The sequence below is a fragment of the Affinundibacterium macrobrachii genome, from assembly GCF_014652415.1.
Taxonomy (GTDB): Bacteria; Pseudomonadota; Gammaproteobacteria; order Burkholderiales; family Burkholderiaceae_D; genus Undibacterium; species Undibacterium macrobrachii.
This window is the reverse complement of the sequence record NZ_BMYT01000002.1, coordinates 161258-177408: the sequence shown is the minus strand read 5'-3', so window position 1 is coordinate 177408 and position 16151 is coordinate 161258. Positions and strand designations below refer to the sequence as shown.

The following is a 16151-nucleotide window of genomic DNA, read 5'->3' as shown; positions in this document are numbered from 1 at the left end:
ACTTATGCGGCAACAGCGTATTGATCAACAAAGTCCGCGGCTACTTCAGCCCTAAAGTAAACTGCTGTAGCTTCATTCGAGAATTTTCTTTCTTGATGAGATTGTTGCGTAGAAGCGTAGATAGAGAGGCGCGCAATAGACAAGATAAACAGCAAATAGGTTCAACTATGGCGACAGCTTGCTAGGAAACACCGAGCGCGCCATATCAAACGCCAAACCATAATACGGCTTATCATTAAATTCAAATTCATCAATTGCCGTCACTCCCAGCTTCTTGGTATGCGCATGGTAAGAATGCGGATTGAGGCGATTGAAGGGTGTATTAAATGCAGTCACGCCAATAGGATAACGCGCACACATCCCCAAACGCATAGTCTCAAACAAACGCGGAAATACGCCCTGCCCTCGATACGCCGCATCGATACACACAGAACCGTACTGAAAAGAATTCGCCTCATTGATGACACTAAACGGCACACGCTCGCCCAATGTTGACGGTGATGAGTGTGATGTCTGTGCCGCCCTAGGCGCGAAGATAGGTGTCTGTGCGTTCGCATTGAGAGCGAAGATGAGGCTAATGCCCAACGCCAAAGAGATGACGCCTATCACCGATAGATATCGATTGGCATAAGGCACAACTTTTTGCGCAAATTGGCGGTGCCAGCGCCACGGCAGAACGAACAAGACCATGGTGCTGAAGATCAGTATCCAAGCGAACAATTCGATCACATTGGTGAATGGCATCGTGGCGCATAGATGCAACAAGGCGAAGCCAACAATCAACCGTAATAACAATTCGCAGTAATGAACGACTATGTTCTGCGCAAAGCCGAGCAAGAATCGCGCTGCCAGCGATGGTTTAATCAAGGCAATGAAACCCAAGGCGATAAAATAGGCCGCCACCAACAATATGACGGCCATCGCTAAATAGTGAATGAGACCCATGTGTCGCTTTCAATTCAGTTAAGCAAATAAATTGGTAGCAAGCTAATGTTCACGCCGCACTTTGTCTAAACCTCTGCAAAGAAAAATCCACCATCCCTTCAACACTGCCACGATGTGCAAATTCATCACGTAAAAGACTGGCATCGCTTCCGGTGTGTGTGGCTTGATAAATGTGCTCTATGGCTTCGCCAGCTCCTAGGCTATCGGCATGAGGTTGAATTTTACGCAATGTCGTTAAGATATCTTCGCGCAACGGCATTTGCTCGTATGATTTTGGATGGACGATGGTGCCATCGAGACCAAAGCGGCAGGCTTGAAAACGGTTGTAGTTATAGACTAAATAATCATCTTCTGCGGGATTGGGTTCGTTGCGTTCTAACAGATATTTGCATAGCGCTTGTAGATAGCAAGCCAGACCTGCCGCACGCTCTACCGTTAATGGCGTATCGCAGACTCGCAGCTCTATCGTGCCGTATTCTGGTTTAGGACGAATGTCCCAGTAAAAATCTTTCATACTTTTGACGACACCTGTGTGTTCCATCTTGGTGAAATAGTGATTTTCAAATTCATTCCATTTCAGGAAGAACGGGGCGCGGCCACTTAATGGAAATGCGAATACGGAGTTGAGTCGAGCCGAGTTAAATAGCGTGTCATGTCCTTGTACAAAAGGCGATGAAGATGACAAGGCGATGAAGTGTGGTACATAGCGATTCAAGGCGTGCAATAAAAATAGCGCCTCATCGCCACTGGTGCAACCGATATGTACATGTTGTCCAAAAATGGTGAACTGCTTGGTTAAATAACCGTAGAGTGCAGATACTTCTTGAAAGCGCGGCTTTTTAAAGATGCGGCGATCAGACCAAATTTGAAACGGATGTGTACCGCCGCCACCGATGCCAATATTGAGCTTGTCGGCGGCTTGTACCAAGATGTCGCGCATCTCTCTTAATTGGCTGAGTAGGCCGCTATGATTGGTTTGCACGCTGGTCGCAATTTCCAACATACTCTCGGTAACTTCGGGCGTGACCACGCCAGGAAAAGCTTTGCGCGATAGCAGCTCCAACATATCTGGACTGGCAGCTTGTAAATCAAAGTCGCTTAAACTAACTAATTGCAATTCTAGTTCGACACCCATGCTGAGTGCCGCAGATTGTTTAAATTGTTCTAGCGCCATCTTATGCCTCCTTTTTTTCTGGAACTTCTTGCGCCCAAATCAAGGCACGTTGCACGAATAGCGGGCCGATAATTTCTAAGGTAAAAGCGGCCGCTGCTAAGGGCGCAAGTTGGTCGACTAAATCAACGCCGATGTATCTGGTTTGTTCTAACACCAAGATAACAAAGGTGGAAATCGGCAAACTTGCCATGCCGACTAACGCACCTTTGCGCCAAGAGATGCCGCTAACGCGAGAAAATATACTGATGCCAATGGTCTTGCTTAGCTGGCGTACGAATATGATTGCTAAGCCCAAGCTAATACCAGCGAGTACCTGTTGCCATTCGATCGTTGCTGCGATAAACACAAATAACATTACGGTTAACAAATCACCGAGAGCGCCGAAACCGCGTTGTGAAGAATTTAAAATAATACGGCGATGTCTCACCACCAAACCGAATGTTAAGGTGGCGAGCACAGGCGATAGCTTTAGGCTGTGAGTCAAGGCAACGATAAAGATGATTGCGATCGTAAACGCCAGTGTGCCATCTTGGTTTAGACGATTTGCTTTACGTAAGACGGCAGGTATGAGTACACCAAACGTCACACCTAGTGCGGCAGAAATGAGTAAGACGATTAAGCCGTTGTAGCTGGCGTTCCAAATATTGCCCGAGGTTTTAAAGATGACCAGACCGAGGATTACTTTAAAGGTTAATACTGCTAACACACAGTTAAGCACCGACAGATGCAATACACGCTCCGTTACTTGACCTGAACTTTTTTGCTCATTGATTACGCGTAAAATCGTAGCCGGCGAGGTTGCCATTGATAATGCCGCCAGCAATAGCGCTGCCGTTTCTGTTTGCCCGAAAGCGAGTACCAAAAAATAGACGCAGACAAAAGTTAACACCGCTTCAGTTAGGCTCGCTGCGGTCAGCCAAGGATTACTGCGCAACCAGCGCAGATTGATTCGATAGCCACTCTCAAATAGGATCAAACCAAAAGCAATATTCGCCATCAACAGCATTGTCGGTGATTGGCTGCTTGGTAACAATCCGAGTTGGGATGGCGCCAATAAAAAGCCCACCACTGCATAAGCACTAATGCGTGGTAACTTGAGCCATCGATTTGCAAACTCGCCGATGAACCACGCTAGTAGTATGCTTAGTGGCCAAGCCATGTCATGTTGAAGTTGTGTGAGTTCGAGCATGATGTCCTTTCGTGGGTGTTGCAGTAATTTTTCGTAGCGCGAAACTCAAATTTAGAATCTCGTCTCTCTCGCGGCACGAAGAAAATTGTCGAGTATCGGTGTGCAGTCAATTAAGTTTGGATCACCAGCGCTATGAAACTCAGGATGCCATTGCAGACCAACGACAAATTTTGAATCGCGTAAGCGAATCGCCTCGATGATATTGTCGTTTTTGGAAACCGCTTCAATCACGATTCCTTTTCCTAATGTTTTGACCGCTTGATGATGAATCGAGTTCACGAGTCCTGTATTTTGTGGGAAGAGTTTTCCCAAATGTGAATTTGGCGTGAACAGCAGTTCGTGCATGTTTTTATCGTACAAATCGTGAACGTGTGGAATCGCATTGGGCACTTCGGTGGCGATATCTTGATACAGCGTTCCGCCAAAAGCGACATTGAGTAGTTGGCAGCCTCGGCATATACCCAGTAGCGGCTTTCTTGCTTCAATAAACTCATGTAGTAGTTCAAGCTCATACATATCACGTGTGCGATCGCCAATCCACTCTGGACGTGTCGCTCGCTCTGCGTAGGTTTCTGGTGCAACGTCCGCACCACCTTGTAAAACTAAACCATCCAAGTGCTTAGCGTAGTCACGCAAGCGAATATTACTGGGATGGATTCTGCCATTGGTATTAACCGATGGAATCATAAACACCATGACGTCACGCGACATTACCCAGTGGGCTATCGACTCTTCTAAGTACTGCAAAGTTTTGCTAGATAATCCTTTTGCGCCTTCGGAAGGATGAAAAATACGTGCAGAGATTCCAATTTTTAGAGTACGACGGGTTAATTTTTGTGCGGCATTTTGTGAGATGGTACGGAAGCGTGCTTGCATGTATTCCATCATCGTGCGCCACGGATGCGGATCGAGTGTGGGTGAGACGATGGGCTTTATGTTACTTTTTTCTTTTGCCACTTTGGTGCTTGTCTTGATCTCTGGTGCTGATTTCGACTCTTGATTATTCTCTGTTGGTTTAGCTAGGTTTTGCTGACTAGAAGGATTGTTTGGCTCATCCATATTACAAAAACCTTTCTTAGAAAACTTCGACATGTCTTTTTTGTGCGGTAGATTCAGTGACGCATAACAGTGTGTTCTTTTGCCACAAAGCATTGCATCACTACCTAAGCGAGGTCTACTTACTTCATTTGTATATAGTGCTCTTGTCGTCAAGTCTTATACAAACATTTTTTGAATGCGTTTTAATTACAAAATGCATTCAAGCGTCAATTGAATGATTTGCTGTTGAATGAAGATTGTTTAAGTTTTCAAACATCTTGATCCCGCCCATCGCGAGCGGAATCAAACTGAATTAAAGGAAAATAAACGCGGCAATCGCGATGGCGGTTGGTAGTAACGCGCCGATGAACAAACCACCTGCACCGATGGATTCGTCAGAGAAGCCGCGCTTGAGTAAGGCGACCCCGGCTGGATTGGGGGCATTGGCAATCATGGTTAAGCCGCCACCCGCGACCGCGCCAGCAACTAGGCTGTATTTGGCTTGATCAGATATACCGCTAATTAATGAGCCGAGATAAGTAAGCGCTGCATTATCTGTGACGGCGGTTAGTGCGGTTGCGCCAAAGAATAAAACTTTTGGCGACATATTCGCTACTAATGGTTGCAACCACCATTGTTGCAATCCACCGAGTACTACCAAGCCCGCCAAGAAAAACGCAACCAATAAGGCTTCCTTGATAATCAGCGGATTTTGATGACGTTCGTAAGCTTGTGTCACACCAAGAAACATCAAAAATAAGCCGAGAAACGCGACTGGGTGATGTGCCAACATGACGACGCCAACCAAGAAGGCAATGTGTACGATCGTTAGCGTAATCGGTATAGATTTCTTTGTCTCTGCACTAGCTTGCTTGATTTGATCAGGCAAATATTTGCGTAAGACGAAGACCGCGAGACTAGCATTGATGAGTACGGCGATCGCTGCTTTCCATCCAAAGGTTGCTAGCATAAACGCGGAATCCCATTGCCAAGTTGCAGCGACCATCAATACCGGTGGTGCGGCGAACGAAGTTAAGGTGCCACCTATCGAAATGTTTACAAACAGTACGCCGAGCGCAAAATACTTGATGCGCTCTGGTACTTCAGATCGGAACACCTGCGGCGCTAACATCAAGGCTGCAATCGTCATTGCAGCGGGTTCCGTAATTGCAGAACCAAACAGGGGCACCGCTGCTAATCCTAGCCAAGCGCTGACTAAAGATGTACGTAATGGCATCGTACGCGCAATGCTATTGACTGTGTTGATGACCAATTCCAAAATTGGCCGCGATGCGGCAACCACCATCACTACGAATACAAATAGTGGTTCGGTGTATTGGCGCGATTCGGCATAGGCCAAAGCCTGATCGCCACCGCTAATCGCCGTCATACAAAAAATTAAGACGATTGCCCAAAAGCCAAACACAACTTCGACTTCGCCTAGTAAATGAAATAAACCCGCATGGCGTGGAAAGCGATGCGATAAACGCTCGAACTGTTTTGCAGAAAAGGTATGGATGAGAGCAATTGCAAAAATGACCGCGGCAACTAGCTCGATATTGAGATGCGTCATGGGGATTAGTCGTAAAGAAGCAGCGAGGCGGCCCGACCGTCGCTGAAACCTGCTACATCACCAAGGATGCGCACCCGAGCTAATTCTAACCGATTACTGGATGCTTGAATAGTCTGCCTAATTTAGCTGCAAATCAGCGTGCTTCAACGCCAATTCTGCGCTTTTGGTATGATCCTTGTCGCTAATTAATTAGTCCTTTTTCGGATTGTCATCATGCATTCAGTTCATGAGACAAATGCAGCAAATGCAAATAGAGGGGAATGAATTGAGTACGACACTATTTCAACAAACGATGCCTGATCATCATATTGGTGCGCGTCCATTTCGTTGGCTGCGACTACTAATCTTGCTGATGTTATTCGCACTATTGGGAAGTTGTAGTACAGCGCGGCTTGCTTACTCGAATGCTGATACAGTGGTGTATTGGTGGTTGGACGGTTATGTCGATTTTCGTTCTTCACAAAAGGCCAAGACTAAACAAGATATAGTGCAGTTATTGAGCTGGCATCGCAGTACCCAGTTGCCGCAATATGTGCAAACACTGACGCAGTTGCAGTCCAAGCTCGCGTCCAATCCTAGCCCACTTGAACTGGAAGCTAGTTTTAAGCAAGTTGAACAATACACACAAGCAATAGCGCTTAAAGTCTTACCTGAGTTAACGGATTTTGCGTTGGCGATGGATGCTTCACAGAAGGCGCATTTGACACGCAAGTTTGAAAAGAATAATGAAGACTTTCGTGAAAAATACTTAGAGCTAACGCCAGAAAAACAAGCGAAGACGCGTTTCAAAAAGCTCGTCAATCAAGCTGATGATTGGCTCGGTAGTGTTAGTCGTGAGCAAGAGGCGATCATTGCGCGCTATTTGGAAAAGCATCCACCCAATTATGCGCAGTGGTTAGAAGACAGTCAGTCGCGTCAACGAGAAGTCTTACAGTTGCTGAGCAAAATTCAAAATGAAAAACCAAATCGCGAAGTCGCGCAAGCGATGATACAAGCGGCAATCTTAGCTAATTTTGAACGATCCGAATCGAATGAGCAGCGCACTCGAGCGGACGCTTCTCGCGCAGCTATACAACAATTGATGGTCGATATGATTCGCACTTCTTCGCAAGAACAGAAGGCACATGCACATAAGAAGTTGCAAGGCTGGATCGATGATTGCAAGTATCTTATCGCACGAAAATAAGGATATTGCCCAAACTGCTTTTCGGTAGAATTGTTATTGTGTGATGATCGCTTTTTCCTTTATCACAGTATTTCTGTCAGTCGATGCTGTCACTTACTTTTCAAGAATTATATGAGCGAAGACCTTTCTATTCTTAGTCGCAGTGCCGAGCCCGCCGATCTTACTCTGGCCTATGGTGATCATCCTGATCAAATTGCTGACCTGCGCTACGGTAGCCAAGCAGATGCACTACCGCTGCTGGTACTCATACATGGTGGTTTTTGGAAGCCAGAATATGATCGCTTGCACGCAGAAGCAATGTCTTGCGCGTTGGCAGAAGCGGGATGGACAACCTTGACCTTGGAGTATCGTCGAGTCTCAGGCCAACCCGATCAAACTCTGGATGATGTGATGTGCGCTTTACACACCTTGCCCGCACAAGTGCAGCGACATAATGGGCAGATTTTGTTAGTTGGGCATTCTGCTGGCGGGCATTTGGTGTTGTGGGCAGCGGCACGTTGTGCGCAGTTAGGCTTGCCGATCCGCTTACAGGGCGTGCTTGCTTTGGCGCCTGCCGCTGATCTGCAAATGGCGCATGCGATGCAATTAGGCGATGGCGCAGTGCAGCGCTTTTTAGGACAAGATCCGATTCATCGTGCGGATGTAAATCCCATGAATCTGCCCGCGCCCAAAATAGCGGTCAGTATTTTGCAAGGCAATGATGATGAAATCGTCCCACCCGCGGTGGCTGCTTCGTATTGCGCAGCGTTTCCGGCTACACGTTTGTTGAACTTGTCCGATTGCGGTCATTTCGCTTTGATTGATCCAGATACAGTTGCGTGGCAATCAGTGCTGAGTGAACTGCGAAATCTATGTTCGCACTAACTTTTCCCGACATAGTTCTTTAATTTTCGAGAAGTGGGTTTAATGGTTTATAAAACATACAGCGAGACGCTAAGCGTTTTGCTAAAAAGCGTGCGCAGGCTTTTTGATTTGATAGCGTTTTGATTGCCGTGCTTTGAGATCAACTTCGGCAGGGCCTAGTACAAAATCTTCGCCATCGCGGTTGCCTGAAAAGCGATTAAAAATCAATTTTTTCCCATGGTAGATGCGTAAAGTGACGCCATTTGCTTGACCTGCTGCGATCACCAAGTAGTAGGTGTAGTTCGCATTGTTGAAGAAGACCATATCTTCTCCAGTGTGTGGGGAGGTGGAATGATTAAAGAAATAGAATGGCGCGGTATCGCTTGCGATCATTTCTAATTCTATCCGTTGTGGCAGGCCGTAACGATAGACTACTTTTTGATACGGCGCTTGCTCTACATCGGTACAAATCGAGACGATCTTGCCGTCTTTTTTATTTTTGTAACCACTTTCGGTGCTGATCGCATTTCCCATCCACGCAGTCGCCAAATTGCTTTCATCCTTCAGACACAGCGATGGGATAGTCGTGTCTTGTGGATCTTGTTTGGCCAAACTCTGATTTGATACGAGTAAGGTGCTGCAAGCAATCACGAATCGCAGCGCACAAAGGAAAGTATTCTTGCTGAGCATAAAATTGGCGAATCTAAATTGAGAAAAGCCTATATTGTAAACTTGCTCGCCTGATCGAATAGCGCAATTTGCAAATAATGCGATGTGTGCTTGTCGATGCCCGTTTGAGTTGAAACGTATCGATGGGCACAGATAGAGCTGCACCCACCATCGTTATGTCGCGTGCAGCGTATTATTTCTGACTTGGATTACTATCGCCGCGATAGCCAGCGCGCGGTTCAACGCGCATATTCTCATTAGTCTTTAGACGTTCACGAAAGCTCGCAATTTCACTTTGTAGTGCTGGAATTAATTGATCGGCTGCTTTGTTATAGCCTTCTATACGCGCTGCGCGTGAGCGTTCGCTGTAGTTGGATAAATTGGCGCTGCCTTTTACTTGGCTCGTACCCGGTGCGCGCATGAGTAATTGACGGCTTGCCACATCAAATACCGAGATGTCGAGCATGGTTTGGGTATCGTGTTCATTGCCATGGACAAGATAGGCACCGATCACGGTCCAATATAAGAACGACAGTGAATTGCTATCGGTGAATTGAACTTGATCGTATGAAACCATCGCCATCACGTCGACGTTAAACATCCGTGCGACTTGTTCCATATTGTCGAAGCCGCCAGCGGCCTTTAGGTATTGTGATGGAATGATGTCTATCGAACCAAGATAGATTTGTCCGGCAAACGCGACTTTGACGCGCTCCATCAGCTTGATTTTTTCCGTTTCTGGTAAGGTACGCGCACTCGGGGCGTTTGGAACAAAGGCGATACCCACTCGCATCGGCGGTTTTAGATAGGTGATACCAGGAGCAAGTCGCGGTGCTTGGCTTGCTTTGGGATAGAGGTAATCGACGATACTGGCCGATTGTTTTGATTCTTTGGGTCCAGCCATGCTTGCACAACCACTAAGAGCGAATACGGTGATGGCTGCAATAGCCAAGCCACTCAATAACTTTAAGGTTTTCATGCTGTTCTTTAGGTAGTTAGAAAGAGTGTGCAGCCTAACTAGAACTTATTCATACAGCACCTTCTTTATCAAAAGTCGCATGCCTTGATGCTTAGCGTCGCATTTTGTGTCGTCTACTGGGATGGTTTGCTTTATTTTCTGCTCAAGCATCCCGATGCGCGCCTGACAAATGTCATGCGAAGTCATGACAAACGCTACTACGCAGTATGAGTCGTATGCTTCAAGATGTCTCCATCGCTGCACGAATTAGCTTGCAGGATTTTTGAGAGGGAGTTCATCATGTCATCATCATCAGTTTCTTCAACAATGGCTATGTCATTGGATCAACAACTGGCCGAGTTTCGTCAACGTCGCTTCTTAGCGATGCCCTTGGCTGGCTTATTGGTGTGGTCGCTCTTGATCTTTACTGGTGCATTTCTCAGCCCTAAGGCGCAGGTTTTGGCGATATTTATTGGTACCGGCAGCATTGTTTATATAGCGATGTTGTTGGCAAAGCTAACTGGCGAGCACTTGGCTTTTAAGTCAAACGCGAAACGTAATTTTTTTGATACGGTGTTTTTGTCGGCAGTGGCGATGTGCTTTTTGTGTTACGCCTTAGCGATTCCCTTTTTCTTAGAAAATTATCGTAGCCTGCCTTTTGCGGTAGCGATTTTGACGGGTTTGATGTGGTTACCTTTGAGCGTCTTGATTCAACATTGGGTCGGTGTGTTCCATGCAGTTGTTCGCACGGTGTTGTGTACATGCGCATGGATCATGTATCCCGAGCACAGTTTTGTTTTGCAAGCGGTGATTGTGGTGGTTCTGTATGTGGTGAGCATCGCTGTTTTAGAATTGCGTTGGAAGCGCATGCAAGTGGTGAAAACGCAGCCAGCAAGCTTGTTAGTACAAGCGGCATACTAGTATGAGCAGTGTCTTTTTTTACCTTTCTTTATTTTCTTTGGTTGTTGATATGATTAACATCGTTGGTTGATCTTGCGTGCATTGTGAATGCATCGTGTTAGCTGCATCGAGATTTGTTTCAGCGCAAAGCGATTAGGCGAACTGTTGCTAAATCTTCTTGATACCTTCATCGGCTAGCATCTTGAGCGTATTATGAGATTGAAAAAACAAGCTTTGCAAAATGCACGAGGAATTGACGATGCCAACTTTGAGACAAATACTCTACGGCGATGTGACTTTCTTAGAGGGTGAAGAATATCGCGCCTTCCAGTTTCGATTTCTGACGGTGTTAATGCTGGCAGGCGCAGTGGTTACTGGTTTGCTATTACTTGGGGTGGCGACCGGGATCAATACGATAGATACGCTGCATGTAGTATCGATGGCGATCTTCATGTCGCTGAGTCTATTGCTTTGGTTAGGCTTGCGTGGTCGCCCGCATTTATTGCTGAAATTGGCATGGATGTATGAGGCAGTTTGTATGGCTGAATATACTTCTGCACTGTATATGGTGTCTGCCGATGAAATGCGGGTGATTTGGTATTTTACGAATATCCCTGGTGTGTATATCTTGCTTGGGCAAAAAGCCGGCATGCTGATAACCTTGGCGACGATGTTGGGTTTGGCAGTAGGCAACGCTTATTTGCCGCAACCATATTCGATCAATGCGATGGCGACTTTACTGGTTGCCTTGTTTTATTTGGGCGCATTCTTCCATATTTATGGTGCGCGCTCGATGTCTTATTTTGTGCGTATGCGTGAATCCAATCAACGTTTGCGCCATCTCGCCAGCCATGATCCTTTAACCGATTTGCTCAATGCGGGTGCCTATTACGCCACTTGCGATCAATTAATTCATTTGGCGCAACGCCATCATCAGCAGTTTTCAGTGTTGTTTGTCGATCTCGATCACTTTAAAAAAATTAATGACACTTATGGTCATGAAGCAGGTGATATTGTTTTGAAAGCGGTCAGTAAAACCATGCTAAGCGTGGTACGTCAAAGCGATGCAGTTGGGCGGATTGGTGGCGAAGAATTTTCGGTATTTTTACCTGATACTGATTTAGCGGGTGCACATAAGTTAGCCGAGCATATGCGCCAAGAGATTGAAGACTTGATGCCGCAAATTGCGACGCAACGACTGCGTATTACCGCAAGTATCGGCATTGCAACTTCCGACCAAGTGGGCGAGAGTATGGCAGCGATACAGCGACGCGCAGATCAGGCGATGTATGAGGCGAAACAATTGGGGCGCAATCGCGTGTCTTGTTTTGCTACGACTACTTAATCGTATGAGTTTTGGTGAGTTATCTAGTCATTCAATTGCTCACCTGCTCACCCCATTATTGTGCGGCTCAAGAGACTTTCATGTTGATACCGAGAATGTCCATTGAGCCGATCTAACTTACTTCAATGCCTTAAGTTGATTTGTTAACACGCCGGCTTTTTACGCAAAGTATTGATTTGTATGTGTGGCCAGCGGGTGGTTTGTCCGTTCGAACCGACCATGAACTCGAAGAAGATGATTTGCTCGTATTGTAGTTGCAGCACTTCTTGCCCATCCTCGATCACCGTCTCTAACCACAGATTCAAACTCATCTCGGTCACGTTAGCAAACTTCTTGACGAAGGGCGTGTTGAGTATTCCCCCTTGTGGGCCGCCATCGTGTTTGCTACTCAATTGAATCAAGGTGTATTTACTGATGTTCTGATCCTTGATTGCATCGCGTAGACGCAAATCGGGACGCACAGAATAAGGATAATGTTGATCCGCAACGATGCGCTGAAAGTAAGTCAAATTGCTATCCGGCTGGGTTACTGGCAAAGATTTATCAAACGCCCACGCCGGTGCCGGTTCATCGAGATTGAGTGGCGCTGCGTCGGCAGTGTTGCCATTGGGGGGCACTAGCAAAGCAGAAGCACCCATGCTAGGAGAAATCGCTAACGGTGAGGAAGCAAGATTGGGCGCATTGGCGATTTGTAAGTCTGGCCAAGACCGCACAAATGGCGCGCTCCAACTGTCGGTGCCAGTTGGAAATGCGGGTTTGCCGGGGACATCTTGTTGAAAGTTACCCGTCAACATGATTGCGCTACCGTGTGGAATCGTGCCGCTTCTTGCGATCGAATAGGGCGGCACATAATTCGGCCCATTCGCCCCTGCCCCAATCGAGATCAAGGGATAGCCATTATCGTCGATCACCGATTGCTCAGTAGCAGCGTGGTTGTACATCTCATTTAACCAAAGATACATCCCCACTTCTTCATGGATACCAACGCCATCACTAACGCGTTGCACGCTTTGCTTGTATTCGATAGCGCCAGCGAATTGTTCATTAGTACCACCGCGATTTCGTACACCACCAGATACCGGAGCAAAGCTCAGTTCTTCAGTATAGTCTTCGCATAAAAAATGAAAAATACCAAAAATGGTTTCGGTATTGGTGCCAGGCGATGGCATACAAGTCGTATGTAAGCCCCAAGCTGTCGCATTCTTGTTGGGATTGACATTGACCCAAGTGCCGATCAGTTGTTCCAATATGCCGTAGTTAGCTGGTGCATCCAAGACGGCGTCTGAGTATTCTGGATACGGCGGTGTTGGGGTTTGTGGAATGCTCATGTTCGTTGCTCCATTAAAAAGTATCAGGGTTGAATTTGGCGTGATCGATCTCGACAATTGTTTTTACATGGCAGGCGCTTGCATCGCACGCAATAGAGTCGGTCGAATTGCAAAAGCCTTTCCAGTTTCATCGCTATTCAGATTGAATCTCTGGCGCTACTAAGCACATCTGAAAATCGTATTTCAGGGGTGATGTTTGTGATGAAACTAGATTTTATTTTTAGCAAGCATCGTGCCAAGTGGGAAAATGCTGGAGTTGGGTTGACGCAGTGCTGTATCGACGCAGTGTTGGGTCGATAGCCACATCCGGGTAGTGAGGAGAAACGCAGTGTTTGCGCGTGTTGCGAGAGATGGCGATATTCGACATCGCTTTACATGTCAAGCCTGAAGCGGCTCAACATGTAAATGGAAAAAGCGTACTTAAAACAAATGACTCAACTTGATAAAGACACGTTTGCCGGTATGCAGTGAAAGCTGATTCATTGGTCGTGCTTGTAGCAAGCCATGCTCATCATGGAATAAGCCTATGTTTTCTTGTCGATCAACATAACCGAGGTAAACACTTGATCCCGGGCTTAATACATAGCGCAATTGTAGATTGGTGTTGAGACTCTTTTCATTTTTTAAGCTACTCCAAGTTTGATTTGCTGATAGGGAGTGATAATCCATAATTAGACTAGCGCCCCAATAGTTATCGAACTGGTAGGCGAGATTAAAGCGAGCAAGTCGATCAAGGTAGATAGTGCCTTTGGCGTGACGTAGATCATTCCAGATATAACTCGCATCCAGACGTACATGGCGACCGAGTAGCCACTTTATTTTTAGTTGCGCATTGCGCGCATCGCCGCTCAACACGGCAGGATCAACAAATTGATAATTAGGCGCTTGTCGCTGGCCCAATTTAATGGTGCTCACTAGCTCAGGCAAGGTACGAGTGTGCCAACCTAGCAACCAACCCGCCGTCTTGACCTTTTGATTGTTCAGATTATCGGATTGTTGTACTGCCTCAATCGTGAAAGTATTGGCTTGCTTCGCTTTGAGGGTGTATAGCAAATGGTTTTTTTGATCTTGAAATTGACCCTGTTGATTGTCGGTATGGGTGAGCGTTGCTTTGAGCTCTTGCGTCAGTATCCAATCTCCAGGTGCGCCAAACCAAGTGTAGTTCGCTTGCTGTTCGTTTTGTTTGATATCGGTACGTGGAATAAAGCCTAAACGTGCATCAAATTGTTGTCCTATGTCGGTATATTTTCCGCTATAGGTCAGCGCACGTGAGCCATAAATCGCTTCGACATAGGCTAGATGGTCGTTGTTATTTGTTGACTTGTTGTTTTGATTTTCGTTTTCGTGCTTGCTTTGATGCTGCTTGCTTTGGCTTTTCGCGAATTGTCCAGTGAAGATCCAATTGGCTAATGGAGTTAGTCTGAAATCCGCCCCAGCAACCGAGTTGGCTTGATCAGCTTGGCTGCGCTTACTGAATAGAAGTCCGAGGTTACCGGTTTGGCCAAAGTCGACCTGCCCACGTACTAAGCCGATATGTGCTTTGCCAGTCGCCGGCTCGGATACATCGTCCATGATCATGCCGCCAAGTGCAAATTGATTTTGACGTCCGGTCACGCGTAGCCCTGCATCTGGTTCGACAATGCGGCGTGAGAAAAATAAAGGTAATGGAGTTTTAAAAAAACCAGAGTTCTCTAAAAAGAAGGGACGCTTTTCTGGGAATAAAGTTTCGAAGCGTTTATCCACCAAGACTTGCGGTTCGTCGCTTTCTACATCAGAAAAATCTGGATTCAAAGTGAGATCAACGGTGACCGAATTATTCCACACATATTTGGCATCCAAACCAAGCTGTGTTTTTTGTTGTTGCACAAAACCGGCATACTTTTTACCTTGTTTATCGATGGTCGTTAGAAACTTGTCTTTGCCGCTAAAAAGATAGGGATTGATGTGGAAGTTTCGTTGTTCTGGTATGCGCTCATTGATCACTACAGTGCCAAATTGGTTAACCAGAGTTGGCTGCTGCTTGGAGATAAGAGGCCAAGTAATAAATTCGGTGAACTCTGGAATATAGCGCGCTACAGAAAGTCCCCATTCTTGCTTGTCACCATTGGCAAAACGTAAACTCTTGAATGGAATTGCGATCTTGACGATGTAGCCAAACTCGGTCAACTCACCTTCAGTGTGCCATTGGGTGTCGAAATCAAAATCTTCTTCTTTACCTTCGATGTAGCTTGCATCTGCTTGCACTCCAAGCGGCGTCACATAAAATACAAAGGCACGCTGCGCATCTTTGAAGGTATCGATTTGTAGCAAAACAAAATCTTCACCGCCATTATTTTCACGTCGTGAATGTCGCGCAATTAAATGTTTGGGATTGGCGTGTGCAACAAAGATCGTGTACAGATTTTCTTGATCGTAAGAGAGATAAGCCTTAGTCGCATAGCTTGGTGCGCTTCCCTCGTGCGGCGTGTTTTGCGCAAACTGCTTGATCTCAACGCCTGCGGTGGCAGGAATGTTGTCGGGTTGGCGATAATCTTTTAATTGGGGAGGTTTATCGGCTTTGGGAATGACTAACTGCGCCTGTGCTGGACTTTGTAGCAGCAAGCTAATGATTCCGAATAGTCCAAATACAAATGCGGTCAGCAATTTTTTGCTTGAATTACCCTGTATGTTTCGCACTTTAGCTTTGCTAGTGCGAGTAAAGTGCTTTGTGATTATTGTTGCCATGTGACGTCCAAATCAGTACAAGTCGAGCGGCAATTATCTTGGCTTTGTTTGATATCTTCATCGTAAGAGTGATAGATTGCTATCACGGTGTGATAGCGCGTTTTGGGCAATTCTTTGAGCACCCGATGTCATACTTGCCGTGCGGATATTGGTAGCTTGTTCAGCTTCGTTACGTCTAGCAACCGACTTAGTTTGCTGCTGTGAACTAAGCAAAATTCGTCTCTGCATCGCCACTTTCATCATCCACTTGAGATTGTGATGAGTGTGCATTTTGGTGTG

13 protein-coding genes are annotated in these 16151 nt (G+C 46.3%); 4 read left to right on the top strand and 9 right to left on the bottom strand.

Going from position 1 to position 16151, the window contains the following annotated elements; translation table 11 throughout:
* Positions 1-165: 165 nt before the first annotated feature.
* From IE103_RS06580 to IE103_RS06560, 5 genes are all read right to left on the bottom strand, one after another.
* Entirely contained in the window at positions 166-945 is a 780-nt protein-coding gene (locus IE103_RS06580; RefSeq protein WP_189345255.1) for a hypothetical protein, read from the bottom strand.
* Positions 946-994: 49 nt separating this feature from the next.
* Positions 995-2119: a YbdK family carboxylate-amine ligase gene (locus tag IE103_RS06575; RefSeq protein ID WP_189345254.1), complete on the bottom strand. Its 1125-nt coding sequence runs from the start codon at positions 2117-2119 to the stop codon at positions 995-997.
* A gap of 1 nt (position 2120) precedes the next feature.
* Entirely contained in the window at positions 2121-3308 is a 1188-nt protein-coding gene (locus tag IE103_RS06570) for a cation:proton antiporter (RefSeq protein ID WP_189345253.1), read from the bottom strand.
* Positions 3309-3359: 51 nt separating this feature from the next.
* Complete coding sequence (locus IE103_RS06565; protein WP_229827142.1) at positions 3360-4400, bottom strand: gamma-glutamyl-gamma-aminobutyrate hydrolase family protein; 1041 nt, start codon at positions 4398-4400, stop codon at positions 3360-3362.
* Between the two features lie 259 nt (positions 4401-4659).
* Positions 4660-5919 carry a putative Na+/H+ antiporter gene (locus tag IE103_RS06560; protein ID WP_189345252.1) on the bottom strand — a complete coding sequence of 420 codons (1260 nt, stop codon included), beginning with the start codon at positions 5917-5919 and terminating at the stop codon, positions 4660-4662.
* A 235-nt stretch (positions 5920-6154) separates the two neighbouring features.
* On the opposite strand from IE103_RS06560, the gene IE103_RS06555 reads away from it, so the two are divergent.
* Positions 6155-7105 (top strand): DUF6279 family lipoprotein, encoded by a 951-nt coding sequence (locus tag IE103_RS06555; protein WP_189345251.1) that lies wholly within the window; start codon positions 6155-6157, stop codon positions 7103-7105.
* Between the two features lie 111 nt (positions 7106-7216).
* Entirely contained in the window at positions 7217-7969 is a 753-nt protein-coding gene (locus IE103_RS06550; RefSeq protein WP_189345250.1) for an alpha/beta hydrolase, read from the top strand.
* An 81-nt stretch (positions 7970-8050) separates the two neighbouring features.
* Here IE103_RS06550 and IE103_RS06545 read toward each other — a convergent pair whose 3' ends face one another.
* Positions 8051-8638 (bottom strand): hypothetical protein, encoded by a 588-nt coding sequence (locus IE103_RS06545; protein ID WP_189345249.1) that lies wholly within the window; start codon positions 8636-8638, stop codon positions 8051-8053.
* Between the two features lie 172 nt (positions 8639-8810).
* Positions 8811-9596: a rhombotarget lipoprotein gene (gene rhlP / locus IE103_RS06540; protein ID WP_189345248.1), complete on the bottom strand. Its 786-nt coding sequence runs from the start codon at positions 9594-9596 to the stop codon at positions 8811-8813.
* 279 nt (positions 9597-9875) lie between these two features.
* On the opposite strand from rhlP, the gene IE103_RS06535 reads away from it, so the two are divergent.
* Together IE103_RS06535 and IE103_RS06530 are read left to right on the top strand one after the other, a co-directional pair.
* A complete protein-coding gene (locus IE103_RS06535) occupies positions 9876-10496 on the top strand; it encodes a DUF7010 family protein (protein ID WP_229827141.1) in 621 nt (206 codons plus the stop codon).
* A gap of 238 nt (positions 10497-10734) precedes the next feature.
* Entirely contained in the window at positions 10735-11820 is a 1086-nt protein-coding gene (locus IE103_RS06530; protein ID WP_189345247.1) for a GGDEF domain-containing protein, read from the top strand.
* Positions 11821-11963: 143 nt separating this feature from the next.
* Here IE103_RS06530 and IE103_RS06525 read toward each other — a convergent pair whose 3' ends face one another.
* Together IE103_RS06525 and IE103_RS06520 are read right to left on the bottom strand one after the other, a co-directional pair.
* Positions 11964-13148 carry a peroxidase, FMP-type gene (locus tag IE103_RS06525; RefSeq protein WP_189345246.1) on the bottom strand — a complete coding sequence of 395 codons (1185 nt, stop codon included), beginning with the start codon at positions 13146-13148 and terminating at the stop codon, positions 11964-11966.
* A gap of 420 nt (positions 13149-13568) precedes the next feature.
* Positions 13569-15872, bottom strand: coding sequence for a carbohydrate binding family 9 domain-containing protein (locus IE103_RS06520; protein WP_189345245.1), 2304 nt, complete (start codon positions 15870-15872; stop codon positions 13569-13571).
* Positions 15873-16151 lie beyond the last annotated feature (279 nt).

What these genes read in the sequence shown, in the direction of transcription:
- IE103_RS06580 (WP_189345255.1), bottom strand. Translation starts at nt 945, where the DNA reads ATGGGTCTCATTCACTATTTAGCGATGGCCGTCATATTGTTGGTGGCG.
- IE103_RS06575 (WP_189345254.1), bottom strand. Translation starts at nt 2,119, where the DNA reads ATGGCGCTAGAACAATTTAAACAATCTGCGGCACTCAGCATGGGTGTC.
- IE103_RS06570 (WP_189345253.1), bottom strand. Translation starts at nt 3,308, where the DNA reads ATGCTCGAACTCACACAACTTCAACATGACATGGCTTGGCCACTAAGC.
- IE103_RS06565 (WP_229827142.1), bottom strand. Translation starts at nt 4,400, where the DNA reads ATGTCGAAGTTTTCTAAGAAAGGTTTTTGTAATATGGATGAGCCAAAC.
- IE103_RS06560 (WP_189345252.1), bottom strand. Translation starts at nt 5,919, where the DNA reads ATGACGCATCTCAATATCGAGCTAGTTGCCGCGGTCATTTTTGCAATT.
- IE103_RS06555 (WP_189345251.1), top strand. Translation starts at nt 6,155, where the DNA reads ATGCAGCAAATGCAAATAGAGGGGAATGAATTGAGTACGACACTATTT.
- IE103_RS06550 (WP_189345250.1), top strand. Translation starts at nt 7,217, where the DNA reads ATGAGCGAAGACCTTTCTATTCTTAGTCGCAGTGCCGAGCCCGCCGAT.
- IE103_RS06545 (WP_189345249.1), bottom strand. Translation starts at nt 8,638, where the DNA reads ATGCTCAGCAAGAATACTTTCCTTTGTGCGCTGCGATTCGTGATTGCT.
- rhlP (WP_189345248.1), bottom strand. Translation starts at nt 9,596, where the DNA reads ATGAAAACCTTAAAGTTATTGAGTGGCTTGGCTATTGCAGCCATCACC.
- IE103_RS06535 (WP_229827141.1), top strand. Translation starts at nt 9,876, where the DNA reads ATGTCATCATCATCAGTTTCTTCAACAATGGCTATGTCATTGGATCAA.
- IE103_RS06530 (WP_189345247.1), top strand. Translation starts at nt 10,735, where the DNA reads ATGCCAACTTTGAGACAAATACTCTACGGCGATGTGACTTTCTTAGAG.
- IE103_RS06525 (WP_189345246.1), bottom strand. Translation starts at nt 13,148, where the DNA reads ATGAGCATTCCACAAACCCCAACACCGCCGTATCCAGAATACTCAGAC.
- IE103_RS06520 (WP_189345245.1), bottom strand. Translation starts at nt 15,872, where the DNA reads ATGGCAACAATAATCACAAAGCACTTTACTCGCACTAGCAAAGCTAAA.